At 55.0% G+C, this 16383-nt stretch carries 17 protein-coding genes and 1 pseudogene; 7 read left to right on the top strand and 11 right to left on the bottom strand.

Annotation, left to right across the window (positions count from 1 at the left end; all coding sequences use genetic code 11):
- Window positions 1–70 precede the first annotated feature (70 nt).
- A complete protein-coding gene (locus tag HMPREF2796_RS07855) occupies window positions 71–880 on the bottom strand; it encodes an outer membrane protein assembly factor BamD (protein WP_070632672.1) in 810 nt (269 codons plus the stop codon).
- Between HMPREF2796_RS07855 and rluD the strand changes: the two genes are divergently transcribed.
- The 5 genes from rluD to HMPREF2796_RS07830 all read left to right on the top strand — a co-directional run bounded on the left by rluD (window position 879) and on the right by HMPREF2796_RS07830 (window position 4900).
- Complete coding sequence (rluD, locus tag HMPREF2796_RS07850) at window positions 879–1997, top strand: 23S rRNA pseudouridine(1911/1915/1917) synthase RluD (RefSeq protein ID WP_070632670.1); 1119 nt, start codon at window positions 879–881, stop codon at window positions 1995–1997. The genes HMPREF2796_RS07855 and rluD overlap by 2 nt on opposite strands.
- Window positions 1998–2136: 139 nt before the next feature.
- Entirely contained in the window at window positions 2137–3123 is a 987-nt protein-coding gene (gene thiL / locus HMPREF2796_RS07845) for a thiamine-phosphate kinase (RefSeq protein WP_070632669.1), read from the top strand.
- A complete protein-coding gene (locus tag HMPREF2796_RS07840) occupies window positions 3116–3619 on the top strand; it encodes a phosphatidylglycerophosphatase A family protein (RefSeq protein WP_070632666.1) in 504 nt (167 codons plus the stop codon). The genes thiL and HMPREF2796_RS07840 overlap by 8 nt, the downstream gene beginning before the upstream one ends.
- A 10-nt stretch (window positions 3620–3629) precedes the next feature.
- Window positions 3630–4115 carry a DUF4279 domain-containing protein gene (locus HMPREF2796_RS07835; RefSeq protein ID WP_070632664.1) on the top strand — a complete coding sequence of 162 codons (486 nt, stop codon included), beginning with the start codon at window positions 3630–3632 and terminating at the stop codon, window positions 4113–4115.
- Between the two features lie 200 nt (window positions 4116–4315).
- Entirely contained in the window at window positions 4316–4900 is a 585-nt protein-coding gene (locus HMPREF2796_RS07830; RefSeq protein WP_070632662.1) for a Z-ring associated ZapG family protein, read from the top strand.
- A gap of 78 nt (window positions 4901–4978) precedes the next feature.
- Here the strand turns inward: HMPREF2796_RS07830 and HMPREF2796_RS07825 are convergent, their stop codons facing one another.
- Together HMPREF2796_RS07825 and clpB are read right to left on the bottom strand one after the other, a co-directional pair.
- Entirely contained in the window at window positions 4979–5617 is a 639-nt protein-coding gene (locus HMPREF2796_RS07825; RefSeq protein WP_070632660.1) for a tellurite resistance TerB family protein, read from the bottom strand.
- Window positions 5618–5758: 141 nt separating this feature from the next.
- Complete coding sequence (clpB, locus tag HMPREF2796_RS07820) at window positions 5759–8332, bottom strand: ATP-dependent chaperone ClpB (protein ID WP_070632658.1); 2574 nt, start codon at window positions 8330–8332, stop codon at window positions 5759–5761.
- 162 nt (window positions 8333–8494) lie between these two features.
- Between clpB and HMPREF2796_RS07815 the strand changes: the two genes are divergently transcribed.
- Both HMPREF2796_RS07815 and HMPREF2796_RS07810 read left to right on the top strand, forming a co-directional pair.
- Window positions 8495–8944, top strand: coding sequence for an acyl-CoA thioesterase (locus HMPREF2796_RS07815; protein ID WP_070632657.1), 450 nt, complete (start codon window positions 8495–8497; stop codon window positions 8942–8944).
- The gene (locus tag HMPREF2796_RS07810; RefSeq protein WP_070632655.1) at window positions 8941–9864 is read left to right on the top strand and encodes a tyrosine-type recombinase/integrase; all 924 of its coding nucleotides are present in this window, start codon (window positions 8941–8943) and stop codon (window positions 9862–9864) included. Before HMPREF2796_RS07815 ends, HMPREF2796_RS07810 begins: the two co-directional genes overlap by 4 nt.
- 105 nt (window positions 9865–9969) lie before the next feature.
- On the opposite strand, the gene HMPREF2796_RS11400 is transcribed toward HMPREF2796_RS07810, so the two are convergent.
- The 8 genes and pseudogenes from HMPREF2796_RS11400 to ccoN all read right to left on the bottom strand — a co-directional run bounded on the left by HMPREF2796_RS11400 (window position 9970) and on the right by ccoN (window position 16192).
- The gene (locus HMPREF2796_RS11400) at window positions 9970–10137 is read right to left on the bottom strand and encodes a hypothetical protein (RefSeq protein ID WP_003822597.1); all 168 of its coding nucleotides are present in this window, start codon (window positions 10135–10137) and stop codon (window positions 9970–9972) included.
- An 89-nt stretch (window positions 10138–10226) separates the two neighbouring features.
- The gene (locus HMPREF2796_RS07805; RefSeq protein WP_003822596.1) at window positions 10227–10505 is read right to left on the bottom strand and encodes a hypothetical protein; all 279 of its coding nucleotides are present in this window, start codon (window positions 10503–10505) and stop codon (window positions 10227–10229) included.
- 57 nt (window positions 10506–10562) lie between these two features.
- Window positions 10563–11396: a PHP domain-containing protein gene (locus tag HMPREF2796_RS07800; RefSeq protein WP_070632653.1), complete on the bottom strand. Its 834-nt coding sequence runs from the start codon at window positions 11394–11396 to the stop codon at window positions 10563–10565.
- A gap of 71 nt (window positions 11397–11467) precedes the next feature.
- Window positions 11468–12760, bottom strand: coding sequence for a serine--tRNA ligase (gene serS, locus HMPREF2796_RS07795; protein WP_070632650.1), 1293 nt, complete (start codon window positions 12758–12760; stop codon window positions 11468–11470).
- Window positions 12761–12875: 115 nt separating this feature from the next.
- A pseudogene (gene ccoP / locus HMPREF2796_RS07790) lies at window positions 12876–13886 on the bottom strand (cytochrome-c oxidase, cbb3-type subunit III); the annotation flags it as partial.
- 41 nt (window positions 13887–13927) lie between these two features.
- The gene (locus HMPREF2796_RS11130) at window positions 13928–14077 is read right to left on the bottom strand and encodes a hypothetical protein (RefSeq protein WP_003822591.1); all 150 of its coding nucleotides are present in this window, start codon (window positions 14075–14077) and stop codon (window positions 13928–13930) included.
- Between the two features lie 9 nt (window positions 14078–14086).
- On the bottom strand, window positions 14087–14710 hold the full coding sequence (gene ccoO / locus HMPREF2796_RS07785) for a cytochrome-c oxidase, cbb3-type subunit II (protein WP_064086770.1): 624 nt from the start codon (window positions 14708–14710) through the stop codon (window positions 14087–14089).
- Between the two features lie 39 nt (window positions 14711–14749).
- Complete coding sequence (gene ccoN, locus HMPREF2796_RS07780) at window positions 14750–16192, bottom strand: cytochrome-c oxidase, cbb3-type subunit I (protein ID WP_070632647.1); 1443 nt, start codon at window positions 16190–16192, stop codon at window positions 14750–14752.
- Between the last annotated feature and the right edge of the window lie 191 nt (window positions 16193–16383).

The raw sequence follows: 16383 nt of genomic DNA, 5'->3' as shown, positions 1-16383 counted from the left end.
TTGAAGTAAGACGTTCTAGCTGATAAAGGCTACCTGAAAAACCGCTTTCAGGTAGCCTCCAAAATCTATACTACTTCCAATAGCGCCACCACGGAATATCGTCCGGCTGCCATTCTTTCTGCAAATAGGGGCTCTGCGGAAAGTTTTGCGCCAACACGCGGCGGGTGTCGTTGCTCAGTTCCGGTTTTTCCAAACGGGCGTAGGCGGTCATCATAATCGCCAGCGCCTCTTCCACATAGCGCGTATTCTGATAGCGGCTCACAATCCCCTGCGCACGGTTGGCGGCAGCCAAGTAAGCGCCGCGCTGCATATAGTAGCGGGCGATGGCCATTTCGTTGCCGCCCAAGGCATCCACCAAGCGCGTCATTTTCTCACGCGCGTCGTTGGCGTATTTGCTATTTGGGAAGCGGGTGATGAGCTCGTTAAACACCTGATAGGCTTCGCGGTTTGCTTTCGGGTCGCGGTCGGACCAATCCTGCGAGGCCAGCTTGTTGAAGATGGATTTGTCTTGATTGAGCACAATCAAGCCCTTCAGATACAGCGCGTAATCGGTGTTCGGATGGTTGGGATACAGCTTCAAAAACTGCTCCACATGCGCCAAGGCCTGCGGCTGCTGTTCGTCTTTATAATACACATAAGCCGTATCCAGCCGCGACTGCACCGCTTGGCGGGTGTTGGGGAAACGCGCCCGCAAAATTTCATATAAACGCACCGAACGGCTATAATTGCGGCTCTCCATTTCATCGTGCGCTTCGGCATACAGCTTGTCTACCGACCAATCCTGCGTAATCTGGGCATCTTGGCTCACAGCGGTGGTTGAAGTGCTGGAGCAGGCCGACAGCATTACTGCCAGGCCGGTAACTAAAAGAATCTTTTTCATGCAGAACATTTCTTCCTATACCAACAATGACACCGATTATAACGATGATTTCGACTTTTCGGCAGGGGCAGACGCGGAAAATTGTATAAATTTAACCGTGCCCACCGATTTGGCCGGCCAAAGACTCGATGCCGCGCTGGCCAAACTGCTGCCCGATTATTCCCGCAGCCGCCTGAGTAGCTGGATTAAAGACGGCAACGTATTGCTCAACGGCCAGGTTGCCCGCCCCAAAGAGCGGCTCATCGGCGGCGAAACCTTGGAAGTGCATATCCAACACAGCCACGAAACCGCCGCCTTTACGCCCGAGCCCATACCGCTGGATATTGTATTTGAAGACGACAGCGTGATTGTGTTGAACAAACCTGCCGGCCTCGTTGTCCACCCCGCCGCCGGCAACTGGAGCGGCACCCTGCTCAACGGCCTGCTTGCCCACTGCCCGGCATTGGCCGAAATCCCCCGCGCCGGCATCGTGCACCGCCTCGACAAAGACACCAGCGGCCTGATGGTAGTGGCCAAAACCCCGGCCGCGCAAAACAGCCTGGTGCAGCAGCTGCAAGAGCGCAGCGTGAAGCGCATCTACCGCGCCGTGGCCGATGGCACCGTGCCGTTCGACGGCAAAATCGACACCCTCATCGGCCGCGACCCGCACAACCGCCTCAAAATGGCCGTGGTCGGCTTCGGCGGCAAAAAAGCCGTGACCCACATCAAAGTGCTCGAACGCTACCAAAGCCACAGCTACATCGAATGCGCCCTCGAAACCGGCCGCACCCACCAAATCCGCGTGCACATGCGCGAAGCCAAACACCCGCTTGCTGCCGATCCCGTGTATGGCAACCCGCGCCATCCTTGCTCCGATGCCGTGAAAGAAGCCGTACACCAACTTGCCCGCCAAGCCCTGCACGCCTACCGCCTCAGCTTCGTTCACCCCGAAAGCGGCGAAACCGTACAATTCGAAGCCCCGCTGCCCGAAGACATCCACCACCTGCTCTCCGTATTACGCTGGGAATGCGGTATGAATTCCGCCCTCAGCCACACCCTGCCCCCCGCCGAGCCCGATGACGAAGACGATTGGGATGAAGACGATTACGACGTGGAAACCATCTACGTGCGCGATTAGAGGCTACCTGAAAATATCAGTTACAACGAAGCAAAAATGCCAACCAAAGGCTACCTGAAAGCAGCCGCTTCAACGAAGCGAAAACATAATGCAAGCTATGGTTTCAGGTAGCCTTCCCATTAACCAAACACCACCCGCCATGCCCAACACCACCCCCAAAGCCCTCGGCGAATTCGACTTCATCCGCCGCTACCTCGCTGCCGAACAGCCTGCCGACCCCGAGCTCCTGCTCGGCATCGGCGATGATGCCGCCATCATCCGCCCGCGCCCCGGCCATGATTTATGTTTCAGCAGCGATATGCTGCTGGCCGGCCGCCATTTCTTCCCCGACGTTGCCCCTGCCGACCTCGCGCACAAGATCTTGGCCGTGAACATTTCCGATATGGCCGCCATGGGCGCACGGCCGCGCTGGGTGATGCTCAGCGCCGCCCTACCCGAACTCAACCCAAGCTGGCTGGAAGCATTTTCAGGTAGCCTGTTCGCCATGCTGCGCCAATACGGCATCACCCTCATCGGCGGCGACACCACCAAAGGCGACCTCGTTTTCAACGTGAGTATCACCGGCGAGCTGCCCGCGGGCCTTGGCCTGCGCCGCAGCGGCGCGCAAAACGGCGACGATATCTGGGTATCCGGCCAAATCGGCCTGGCTGCCGCCGCCCTGCACCATATCTGGCAGAACATCAGGCTACCTGAAAACCTGTTTGCCCAATGCGAAGCCGCCCGCCTGCGCCCCACTCCGCGCGTAGCGCTCGGCCAAGCCTTGCTGCCGGTTGCCACGGCGGCGCAAGATATTTCCGACGGCCTGGCTCAAGACCTCGGCCACATTTTGCGCGCCTCCAACGTTGGCGCGGAGCTATACGCCGACCTGGTGCCTACCGTGCCCGAGCTGCGCCAATGCCTGCCTGCGCAAACTGTATATGAGCTCACCCTTGCCGGCGGCGACGACTACGAATTATTGTTCACCGCCCCGCCCCAGGCGCGCCAAGCCGTGCTCGCCGCAGCCGACAGCAGCCGCACGCCCGTAGCCCGTATCGGCCGCATCAACGACACAGGCTGCCTGAAACTGCTGCTCGACAACGGCAGCGAACTGCACCTTTCCCAGTTAGGATTCGACCACTTTGGCTAAACAGAAACCCGCCTTCCAACCAACTTTCGCCTGGCTGCTGCGACGCCCCGCCTGTTTCCTCGGATTCGGCTTCGGCAGCGGCCTCGCCCCAGTTGCCCCCGGCACTTTCGGCACCCTGCCCGCCCTGCCCCTCGCCGCCGCACTGATGACGCTGGGTATCGACGGCTGGCTGCTCGCCCTGTTGTGTCTACCCTTGTTTGCCGTCGGCATCTGGATTTGCAACCAAACCGAAGCCGCCCTCGGTGTCCACGACTACGGCGGCATCGTGTGGGACGAAATCGTGGCCATGCTGCTGGTGCTCGCCTTCACACCGAATACTTGGGCTTGGTGGTTGGCTGCCTTTGCCGCCTTCCGCTTCTTCGATGCGGTAAAACCGCCGCCCATCCGCTGGTTCGACCGCCAAGTAAGCGGCGGCTTCGGCGTGATGCTGGACGACATCATCGCCGCGCTGATGAGCCTGCTCCTGATCCGCCTTACCGTCTATTTAATCCAATGAAAATAAGCCAATGGATACGCCCAACCTCAACGAATGCTATCTCTACTTCGCCCTCACCGGCCACGGTTTCGACCCCGATGCCGTCAGCGCCGCCCTCAATCTTGCCCCCACCCGCGCGGTGTATGAGGGCAGCAGCATAGGCATGGGCGGCAGGATATTAGGCCATTCAAGCTGGCAATACGGCACACCCGTGCTGCGCGGCGATGACGTGTTCCGCCTAAACGAAATCGCCGACGAACTCATCGCCGCCTTACTGCCGGTACAAGACAAAATTGCCGAGTTAGCTAAAGCCCACCGGCTCGAAGCCTATTTGATGGTTGTGCTCACCGTGAGCACCGACGAGCGCGACTCCACCCCGGCCATCGGCTTTTCGCCCCGAGTAATCAGCTTCTGTCACGCCGTGGGCGCCAGCATCGAATTCGATATCTACCAAGGCCTGCATGAAGAAGAGGAGGCCTGCTACAGTGCAGATAATCCGCAGCGAGTGCTGCATTAACGCTGCAAACTTTTCAGGCGTAGTGGATTTCATTTAAACCGGGACAAGGCGGCGAGCCGCAGACAGTACGCAGGTACGGCAAGGCAAGCCAACGCGGTACCGGCTTAAATTTAATTCACTATAGCTTTTACACAAGGCAACAAACCGCCTAAATTGCTATACAATAGCAATACCGCCCGTCTACCACAAAGGAAAATCCCATGAACAACCTGCCCCTCATTACCCAATTTATCCTCACCGGCCTCGGCGGCTTCCTTATCGGCATGCTCATCACCCTGCTGTTCAAACGTGGCAACAGCAAACAGCAAGCCGAATTGGAAGAAGCCAAAAAAGCCCTGCAAGACTACCGCGAAGCCGTAAACCACCACTTCATCGACACTGCCGAAGCGGTGGACGAGCTCACCCGCAGCTACCAAAACGTATTTGCCCAGTTGAGCCGTGGCGCTGAAGAATTGATGACACCCGAAGCCTACCGCAACCAGCTCGAACAGCGCAGCGGCCAAAGCGTTACCCTCTCCTACCTGGCCGAGCAAACCCATGAAACCGCCGGCAATGCTGAGCAACGCATCCAGCTCGTACCACACGACGCGCCCGTGCCGCCGCAAAACGACTTAGGCGAAGCTGACTCCGCTGCCGATGCCACCGTGTTCAACCCCACCAACGCCACCGAATCCGCCCCGGCCGCCAGCCCGGAACAAGAACCCGCATCTGCCGCCGAGCCGGCTGCTCCCGCCCCGGCAGATGAGGCCGCCGAACCCGCCAAAGAAACCCTGCCTGCGGAGTAATGCTTCGGCTAGAACGGATTAAAGGCTACCTGAATCTTTCAGGTAGCCTTTTGTGTTATGCCCACGGCCGATGCTTTATTACGCCAACTCTAGCTGCCGCTCCAACTGCTCCACCAAACCGTCATCCAGCCCCAATGCCTGCGACAGCCGGGACAAAAAGGCAATTTCACCGCGCACCAAATCGCCGCAAACCGCTCGTGCAGCCAAATAAGCTTCGGCAGCCATCGCCTGATCGCCGCCCACCGCCTCGGCCAGCTCGTTAATAGAAGCCGGGCGGGCATATTCGTTGACCAGCCACTGCCGCACTTCGGCATCGGCACCGCCCTCTTGGGCAATCAGCTGTTTTTCCGTTTCATCAATCAAGCCGTCTGAAGCAGCGGCTGCAATCATGGTGCGCAAAATCACGCGGCTGCGCTCTTCAGCCAACTGCCCCTGCGCTGCAAAAGCCGCTTCGGGCAAAGCAGCCACCGTGCTCGTGCTGTTTTGCCGGCCTCCCTGCCAGTTTTGGTAAGCCTGATAGGCCATCATCCCCAAAGCTGCGGCCGAGCCGGCCTTCAGCAATGATTTGGTGCCGCCTTTTTTCAGCAGCATCGCAGCCAGCCCGCCGATTAACGCCCCGCCACCGAACGAGTTGAGCGGATTGTTATCAGACATCACTTTGTTGCCGCTTTGCTGCACGGCACCCAATACTTGGTTGAGCAGATTATTGAAATTCATAGTGCTTCCTTTTTGCGTGAGGTTTGAGTTTATTGCGGTTTCCGTATCGTGTATTTTCTGTGAGCTGTAAAGCAGGCTACCTGAAAACACGGTTCAACCATTTTCAGGTAGCCTGCTGTCTCAAATATTCAAGCCTCCAAATCAGGCAAACACTAATCTGCCGCCTTCTTCTTTCACATGAATCGTGCTGTCGGGCGCGTATTTGCCTTCGAGCAGGGCCTTGGCCAGCGGGTTTTCGATTTCCGACTGGATGGCGCGTTTGAGCGGGCGGGCGCCGTACACAGGGTCGAAACCGGCTTCGGCAATCAAATCCAAGGCGGCATCGTCCACTTTCAAGTGCAGGTGCTGCGCTTCCAAACGTTTTTCCAAGCCTTTGAGCTGGATTTTCGCGATGCTGCGGATATTCTCCTGATCCAAGCCGTGGAACACGACCACTTCATCAATACGGTTGATCATTTCGGGGCGGAAGTAGGCTTTCACTTCGTCCATCACCGCTTCTTTCACTGCTTCGTAATCCTGCGTACCCATTTGTTGAATGTGCTGGCTGCCGATGTTGGAAGTCATGACAATAACGGTGTTTTTGAAGTTCACAGTGCGGCCCTGTCCGTCGGTCAGGCGACCGTCATCCAATACTTGTAGCAGGATGTTGAACACGTCGGGATGGGCTTTTTCCACTTCGTCTAAAAGAATCACGCTATACGGTTTGCGGCGAACTTGTTCAGTAAGGTAGCCGCCCTCTTCGTAGCCAACATAGCCCGGAGGCGCGCCGATGAGGCGGGCAACGGCGTGTTTTTCCATGTATTCGGACATATCGATGCGGATGAGGTGGTCTTCGCTGTCGAACAGAAAACCTGCCAAGGCTTTGCACAACTCGGTTTTACCCACACCTGTCGGGCCTAGGAACAGGAAGCTGCCGTAGGGTTTGTTCGGATCGGCAAGGCCGGAGCGGCTGCGGCGGATGGAGTCGGACACAGCGCGCACGGCTTCGTCTTGACCGACCACGCGGCGGTGCAATACTTCTTCCATTTTCAATAGTTTGTCGCGTTCACCTTCCATCATTTTGGACACGGGGATGCCGGTCATGCGCGATACGATTTCGGCCACTTCGTCCGCACCTACTTCGGTGCGGAAGAGTTTGTTTTGTTTTTTGCCGTCGGCGTTGCTTTCCGCCGCCTGCAACTGTGCGCCCAATTTCGGCAACTCACCATATTCGAGTTCAGACGCGCGGGCGAAGTCGCCTTGGCGTTTGGCCTGCTCGATTTTGACTTTGATGTCATCCATCTGTTTCTTGATGTCGGCGGTGCTGGAAGACGCGGCTTTTTCGGCTTTCCAGATTTCGTCCAAATCGGCGTATTCTTTTTGCAGGCCGTCGATCTCTTCGTCTATCAGCTCCAAACGTTTTTTGCTGGCGTCGTCGCTTTCTTTGGCAACGTGCATTTTTTCCATTTTGAGCTGGATGATGCGGCGGTCGAGTTTGTCCATCTGCTCGGGTTTGCTGTCCAACTCCATTTTGATGCGGCTGGCGGCTTCGTCAATCAAATCAATCGCTTTGTCGGGCAGGAAGCGATCGGTGATGTAGCGGTCGCTCAATTCCGCGGCGGCAACGATGGCGGGGTCGGTAATGTCAATGCCGTGGTGGATTTCGTAACGTTCCTGCAAACCGCGCAAGATGGCGATGGTGTCTTCCACACTGGGTTCGCCAACCAATACTTTTTGGAAACGGCGTTCGAGTGCCGCGTCTTTTTCGATGTATTGGCGGTATTCGTCCAAGGTGGTCGCGCCGATGCAGTGCAGTTCACCGCGCGCTAAAGCCGGTTTCAACATATTACCCGCGTCCATCGCGCCGTCAGTTTTGCCCGCGCCGACCAAAGTATGGATTTCATCGATGAAAATCAGGGTTTTGCCGTCGTCTTTCGCCAAATCGTTCAACACGCCTTTCAAGCGTTCTTCAAACTCGCCGCGGTATTTCGCACCGGCAATCAACGCCGCCAAATCTAAAACCAGCAGGCGTTTGTTGCGCAGGGATTCAGGCACTTCGCCATTGACAATACGCTGCGCCAAGCCTTCGACGATGGCGGTTTTACCCACGCCAGGCTCGCCAATCAGCACGGGGTTGTTTTTGGTGCGGCGTTGCAATACCTGAATGGCGCGGCGGATTTCGTCGTCGCGGCCGATAACGGGGTCAAGTTTGCCGTCGCGGGCACGCTGGGTCAGGTCGAGCGTGTATTTTTTCAGAGCGTCGCGTTGGTCTTCGGCATTGGCATCGTTCACGTTTTGTCCTCCTCGTACCGCGTCAATCGCGGCGTTGATGTTTTGTTCGGTCGCACCGGCTTCTTTCAGGATGTTGCCGGTCGCATCGTTCTGCTGCACCAAAGCGAGCAGGAAAAGTTCGCTGGCAATATAGGCATCGCCGCGTTTGGTTGCCGCTTTGTCCATCAGGTTCAACACCGCCTGCAATTCGCGGCTGGGCAGAATATCGCCGCCCTGGCCGGACACTTTCGGCAGGCTGTTTAAATACTGCTGCAAACGCTGTTTCACCTGCGGCACATTCACGCCCGCATGAGCCAAGAGCGCGGCGGCTCCGCTGTTTTGGTCGTCAAGCAGGGCTTTCAACACGAAGCCTGCTTCCAGATAGCTGCTGTCCGCAGCCAACGCCAAACTCTGAGCTTCTGCAAGGGCTTGTTGGAATTTGGCGGTTAATTTGTCATATCGCATAATTTTTTCCTTTACATATTATTTTCTTGCCAGGCATATGGGTTTAGAGCAGATTTTGTCAAGACCTTTGCAAAACAATTTTATGAAATGTTGTTGCAATACGTTCAATCATCAGGCAACAAATGCTAAGATAGCCCCGTTTTTAATCAGCAGGCTCCCAATATGCCCGCCGCCCAACGCATCCAAATCAACCTGCCCGAGCACTTCTGTTTTTCAACCCGCATCACGGTAGAAGTCGGTCATCTCAATTATGGCAACCACCTCGCCAACGATGCCGTTTTGCGTATCGCCCACGAAGCCCGTCTGCGCTTTCTTGCTGCACACGGCTGCACCGAAATCGACGCCTTTGGCGCTGGCCTGATTATGGCTGATGCTGCCGTGCAATATCGCACCCAAGCCTTTCATGGCGAGGAGCTGTTGGTTCAGGTAGCCTTAGGCGAAATTAGCAAGGTCGGCTTCCCGTTTTTCGCCAAACTCACCCGCCTCTACGACCAGGCCGAAATCGCCCGTGTGCAATGCGGCATGGTGTTTTTCAACTACGCCTCCCAGCGTATCGAACGCACCCCCGACACCTTCCGCACCCATTTTGCCAGCTACGGAGCAGCGCAATGAGCATCGGTTGGACAGCACAAATCGAAGCCTGGCTGCACAGCCTGCAACAACAAAACCACTCCCCCCACACCCTGGCCGCCTACCGCCGTGACCTTACCTGGCTGGCCGATTTTCAGCCGCAAAGCAAACTTGCCCGCCCCTTATTCACCGCCGCCCTGCGCCAGTTGGGCCAACAAAACCAACACCCCCGCAGCATCGCCCGCCGGCTCAGCGCTTGGAGGCAGTTTTGCCGCTGGCTGGTGCAAACAGGCTACCTGAAAGCCGACCCGACCCATGGCCTAAAAGCCCCGAAAGCTCCTGAGCGCCTGCCTAAAGCCGTACCCGCCGAGCCACTCAACCAACTCCTCGACCAAGCCCCGGAAAACCCACTCGACAGCCGCGACCTCGCCATCTTCGAGCTACTCTACGGCAGTGGCCTGCGCTTGGCCGAAGCCTGTGCCCTCAATTTGGACGACCTCAACCTGCAAAGCGGTTGGATAGCCGTCACCGGTAAAGGCCGCAAACAACGCCACCTACCCCTTACTGCCCAAAGCATCCGTGCCCTCGCAGGCTACCTAAAAACCCGTACCGCCGCGCCCGACGAAACCGCCCTGTTCACCGGCCGCACCGGCCGCCGCCTCGGCGCTCGCCAAATCCAGAAACGCCTACAGCAATTCGCCGCCCACCATGGCAGCCGACACCTCAGCCCCCATATGCTGCGCCACAGCTACGCCAGCCATCTGCTGCAAAACGCCCGCGACATCCGCGCTGTGCAAGAGCTGCTCGGCCACAGCCAACTTGCCACTACCCAGCACTACACCAAGCTGGATTTCGACCATCTCGCCAGCGTATACGACGATGCCCACCCGCGCGCCAAACGTCGACAAGGTAAAGCTGAAACAGTGCAAGGACAGGATAACGAAGACAAAATAGAGAAATAGTGTTGCTAGTCGGCCGGCGTGTAATATAACGAAAGGCTACCTGAAAATTTTCAGGTAGCCTTTTCTGAAGTTTAGCCAATGGCAGAGTCGCACTCCAGCAAACAATCAGCCCAGTGTTCTGTTCTGCTCAATTTCCTGCTTTTTGCGCTCTAGAATACGCTCGATTTCCTCTTCGCGGCGCTGACGCTCGATTTCTTGCTCGATACGACGGTTGCGGAAAAAGAAGAAAGCCACCACGCCGGCCAAAATCAGGGCCAGTAAAACCAAAAACATACTCACCACTCCTCTAAAAGTTCTCAAATATCTAGGCAGTTATTTCTGCACACTCAGAAATACTGCCTGACGCTTTTCGGCAGTTTACCTTATTTGGCTTTTTTTGCCTTTTTGCTATCGTCGCCGCCTTGCAGACGGTCGGCAATAAAGCCTTGGATCAGCTCGCGCTTTTCCCAAAAAAAGGTTTGCATTTTGCCCAAGGAATAAATCCTGCGTACCATGCCAGGCAGTCCGGCATGTACGATAGCAGCAATTTCGTTGTTGCTGGTTTCTTCGGCCATGGCCTGCTCCAGCGTGAGTTTTTTCTCCGTGAGGTAGTCTTGCAGCTGCTTTCTCACATAGTTGTTGATTTCAAACTGTTTAATCATGGTTCATTTCCTTATATCGTTTTCCCGTGCACAAAGTATTAGTGCGTGAATGAAGTCCTACAAGCAAAATTCTTGCCAAACCGGCCGACAGCGCTCGGGCAGTGGCGGGCAGGCGCCGAGACGGCCGCTGCCGAAGTCGCCTACGCGATGGAAATCGCTACCAGCGCTGGCCAGAAAGCCATGTTGCTCAGCGAGGCGGGCATAGTTGAGGCGGTCGTTCAAGTCGGTCGTGCTGCTGTGTACCTCAATAGCCTGCCCACCCAGCGCTTTAAATTCAGTGAATAAATTACGTTGCGCGGTGGCGGAGAGACCATAGCGAATGGGGTGAGCGACAACTGCAATGCCACCTGCGCCCAAAATGGCAGCCACAGCTTCTTCGAGCGTAGCCCATTCATGCCTCACATAACCGGGCTTGCCATCACCCAAATATTTTTTAAAAGCCTGCTGTTTGTTGCGTACATGGCCTTGTTCCATCAGCCATTGCGCCAGATGGGTGCGGCTGGCCATTTCACGGTTTGGCACCAGCGCGAGTGCACCCTCACAGGCACCGGAGAGGCCTTTCTTCTCAAGCTTTTCCGCCATACGCAGAAAACGCTCCAACCGACCGCGGCGCAGCCTAGCCAACAGGTTTTGTAGCACGGTATCGGTTTCATCGAAATTGAGACCGACAATATGAATGGTACGTTTGCGCCAACTCACGGAGATTTCCACGCCGTTTATCAGCCGAATGCCCAAGGCTTGCGCTTCCTGACGTGCTTCGGCTAGGCCGCCGGTATGGTCGTGGTCGGTAAGCGCGAGCAAGGTGCAACCATTGGCGTGTGCCAGTTTCACCACTTCGCGTGGTGGCAGAGCACCATCTGAAACATTGGAATGGCAGTGTAAATCTATCATCTAATCAGCTAATTGGTATGACATGAAGGCTACCTGAAAAACCAAAATAGGTTTTCAGGTAGCCTTTGGGCTTAGGGGACGAGTTTGTCCACGCCGCCCAAATAGGGGCGCAAGGCAGCAGGGATGCTGATGCTGCCATCGGCGTTTTGGTGGTTTTCCAGCACCGCCACTAAGGTACGGCCTACTGCCAAGCCGGAACCGTTCAAGGTATGCACCAGGCGATTTTTACCATCTTCATCTTTGAAGCGGGCTTTCATGCGGCGGGCTTGGAAATCTTCGCAGTTGGAGCAGCTGGAGATTTCGCGGTAGGTGTTTTGCGCGGGCACCCACACTTCCAAATCGTAGGTTTTGGCGGCACCGAAGCCCATATCGCCAGTACACAGAGTAATAACGCGGTAAGGCAGTTCGAGCAGTTGCAAGATTCGCTCGGCGTGGCCGACCATTTCTTCCAGTGCGGCGTAGGAGTGGTCGGGGTGAGCAATTTGCACCATTTCTACCTTGTCAAATTGGTGCTGGCGGATAAGGCCGCGCGTGTCTTTGCCGTGCGAGCCGGCTTCGCTACGGAAGCAGGGCGAATGGGCGGTGAGTTTGATAGGCAAGGCATCGGCAGGCAGGATACGCTCACGAACGGTGTTGGTCAGAGTTACTTCGGCTGTGGGAATGAGGTACTGCTTGGTTTTGCTCTCGTCACCACCGCGGATAACATGGAACAAATCTTCACCAAATTTGGGCAGCTGGCCAGTACCGATAAGGGTGCTATCGCTGACGATATAAGGGGTGTAGCACTCGGTGTAGCCGTGCTGTTGGGTGTGGGTGTCGAGCATAAATTGCGCCAAGGCACGGTGTAGGCGGGCAACCTGGCCTTTCATCAGGCTGAAGCGGGCACCGGAAAGCGCAGCAGCGGTTTCAAAATCGAGGCCGAGCTTTTCGCCCAAATCCACATGGTCTTTGATTTCAAAATCAAATTGACGCGGAGTACCTACGCGGCGCACTTCCACGTTTTCAGTTTCATCTTTGCCGGCCGGCACGCTCTCGTGCGGCAAATTCGGGATACTGAGCAGCAAGGCATCGATTTGTGCCTGTACGGCTTGGTAGTCGGTATCAGCCTGTTCCAAATCGGTTTTGATTTGTGCTACTTCGGCCATAGCTGCTTCGGCTTCGGCATGTTTGCCCTGCCCTTTGAGTGCACCGATTTGTTTGGACACACTGTTGCGTCGGGATTGCAGCTCTTCGGTACGCATTTGCAGAGCCTTACGCTGAGCTTCCAATGCGTCGAAGGCGGCAGAATCAAAAACAAACCCGCGTTGTGCCAGTTTGGCGGCTACAGCGGCGGCATCGGTACGGAGAAGTTGGATATCTAGCATGACTTATGTCCTGTAAAGAGAATTTGGCTATATTGTAAACGCGGTGTATAGGAAAGGCTACCTGAAAAATGCCTTGGCTTTTTCAGGTAGCCTTCGAATGGACGCTCTCTTACTTAGCCGCAGGCTGCGAGGCGGCAGAAGCTGCACTGGCTGAGGAAGCAGCAGCTGGTGCGGGAGCGGATGCTGTTGCCGCTGTGGGTTTGGCAGCACCGTTCGGATTGGCTTTACCCCACACATAGGCAGTCAAGATATGGATTTTGTTATCATCCAAGAAGCCTTCCCATGCCGGCATTTGGCTGTGGCGACCGTTAGTAATGGTTTCCACAATGGCTCTTTCGCTGCCACCCCACAACCAAACTTTATCAGTCAGGTTCGGGCCGGCTCCCTGCACACCTTGGCCTTTATCGCCGTGGCAAACGAAGCAGTTGGCGGGAGGACCGTGGAAGATGGCATCGCCACGTTTGGCACGCTCTTCATCATGTGATGCGCCGGAAAGAGACAGTACATAATGAGCAGCATTTTTCACGCCTTCTTCACCCAAGGCAGGACCCCAAGGCGCCATAATGCCAACACGGCCTTTGGCGATGGTTTGCCGGATTTGCTCAGGTGAGCCGCCCCACAACCAGTCGTTGTCGGTGAGGTTGGGGAAACCGGTTTGACCTTTGGCATCTGAGCCGTGGCATTGGATACAGTAGGTATCGAACAGGTTTTTACCGAAGCGTTGCGCCTGCGGGTCTGCTGCTACTTGCTCCACCGGCATATCGGCAAATTTGCCATATACAGGTGCAAACTGAGCATTGGCAGTCTCCATCTCTTTCTCATACTGGTTGCTGCTGGTCCAGCCAAATGAGCCTTTGTAGTCACCCAAACCAGGATAAACATACAGGTAGCCGATGGAGAACAGCCAAATCAGAATATAGAGATAAAACCACCAGCGAGGCAGCGGATTATTATATTCCTCGATGCCGTCCCAACTGTGGCCAGTGGTTTTTACATCTTCGCCTTTGGCCGGTAGCTTAACCTTATTTTGCGACAAAATCAGCCATATCAGCCCAATAAAGCTGATCACGACGATGCCGGCGATGTAGTAGTTCCAGAAATTGCTAGTAAAGTGGGATGTATTCATTATTGTGCTCCGTGTTCACGGTCTAAGGAATCTGGTTATTGTTATACCGAATCATCATCATCAATGATGCGCCGTCCCTCTTCATCATAGTGCGCTTTGAATTTGCCATAATAGGCAATACCAAGCACCACCATAAAAAACAAGAAGCAGATGACGGTGTACATAACCCGAACCAGATTCACTTCGCTCATGAAACTGCCTTATTTTCTTACTTCATGGGTATTTTTCAGTGCCAAACCCAAGCCTTGCAGATAAGCGATGACCGCTTCCATCTCGGATTTGCCTTCCACCTGCGCCGGAGCAGCGGCGATTTCCTCATCGCTATAAGGCACACCTACCCTGCGCAGGGCACGCATATGGCTGGCCACAGTTTCTCCATCCACACGGTTTCGTGCCAACCATGGGAAAGCGGGCATATTGGAATCTGCCACTACTTGGCGCGGATTAATCAGGTGACGGCGGTGCCATTCATCGGAATAGCGGCCACCCACGCGAGCCAAATCAGGACCGGTGCGCTTGGAACCCCACTGGAACGGGTGATCGTACACCGATTCACCAGCCACAGAATAATGGCCATAGCGCTCGGTTTCAGCACGGAAGGGTCGGATCATTTGGGAGTGGCAGTTGTAGCAGCCTTCACGGATATAAATATCTCGGCCAGCCACCTGAAGCGCAGTATAAGGCTTCACGCCGGGGATTGGCTGAGTGACGGTTGGGCTGAAAAACAACGGTACAACCTCAACAAACAACCCAACGCTGATCAGCAGAAAGGTAAACACAATCAGGTAGCCTACTTTTTCTTCGGCAAGTTTTTGCAGTTGCATTTTGGTAGCCTGTTCTTGATTTCTATTGATTTTATAGCTTTAGTGCTGTTGGTTCTGTGTGAGAGCAGGAATAGCAGCATCCACCGGCTTGCCTGCTACTGCAGTGCGGTAAACGTTGTATGCCATCAATACCATACCCACCAGATACAACAGACCACCGGATAAGCGGATCAGATAAAAGCGCATGCTTTCACGAACCGAGGCAACGAAATCAGGATTGGTAAGCGTACCGTCTTCGTTCAGCGCGCCCCACATCAAACCCTGCATCACACCGGCAATCCACATGGAGGCGATATACAGCACAATACCCACTGTGCCGATCCAGAAATGCGCTTCCACCATTTTGGCGCTGTACATTTCCTTCTGACCGAACAGGCGAGGGATCAAATAGTAAATCGAGCCCATGGTAACAAAACCCACCCAGCCCAAAGCTCCGGCGTGCACATGGCCCACCGTCCAGTCGGTGTAGTGGCTCAAGGCATTTACGGTTTTAATCGACATCATCGGGCCTTCAAAGGTAGACATACCATAGAAGGAAAGAGAAACCACGAGGAATTTAAGAATTGGATCGGTACGCAGTTTATCCCACGCTCCAGAAAGGGTCATGATGCCGTTGATCATGCCACCCCAAGAGGGCACAAACAGAATCAGCGACAACACCATACCCAAAGACTGCGTCCAATCTGGCAGCGCAGTGTAGTGCAGATGGTGAGGGCCGGCCCACATATAGGTGAAAATCAGCGCCCAAAAGTGCACCACAGACAAGCGGTATGAGTACACAGGGCGACCTGCTTGTTTAGGCACGAAGTAATACATCATGCCCAAGAAGCCGGCGGTGAGGAAGAAGCCCACGGCGTTGTGGCCATACCACCATTGCACCATAGCATCAATCGCACCGGCATAGATGGGATAGGAGGTCAAATCAAACCAGCCGGCAGGCACAGCCAAGCTGTTAACAACATGCAACAGTGCCACAGCCAGAATGAATGCGCCATAAAACCAGTTGGCCACATAAATATGTTTTACTTTACGTTTAGCAAGAGTGCCAAAAAACACAATGGCATAAGCCACCCAAACCAGAGTAATCAAAATATCAATTGGCCAAGCCAATTCGGCATATTCTTTGCCTTGTGTATAGCCCATTGGCAGAGTAACCGCCGCCAGCACAATTACCAGCTGCCAGCCCCAAAAGGTAAAGGCTGGGAGCCAGCCGCCATACAAGCGGGCATTACAAGTGCGCTGCACCACGTAATAAGATGTGGCGATTAGGCCGCAGCCGCCGAATGCAAAAATAACGGCATTGGTGTGCAGCGGGCGCAAACGACCGAAATGGAACCATGGTCCCACCTCAGACAGATTCAGTTGTGGGAAATAGAGCTGTGCCGCCACGATTACCCCAACCAACATCCCAACCACACCCCAAACCACTGTCATCACGGCAAACTGCCGTACTACTTTGTAGTTATAGGTTTGTGTTTCCATGAAAAACCTCCATTAAAGATGGCTGTACTCTTCTTCAACACCGGTTCAGCCAAACCCATGCAGGCCGGCACATCCGATTTTCTTAATTTATATAGAAAGAAACCACCGCAAACCATACAGCGATAGACTGCGCGCAGTTTAAGCGGTATATTTTAAAGCAAAACACACACTATAACCACAAAAATACACAC

The organism is Eikenella sp. HMSC071B05, assembly GCF_001811325.1.
GTDB classification, from domain to species: Bacteria; Pseudomonadota; Gammaproteobacteria; order Burkholderiales; family Neisseriaceae; genus Eikenella; species Eikenella corrodens.
This window is presented reverse-complemented; position numbering and strand designations above follow the sequence as displayed.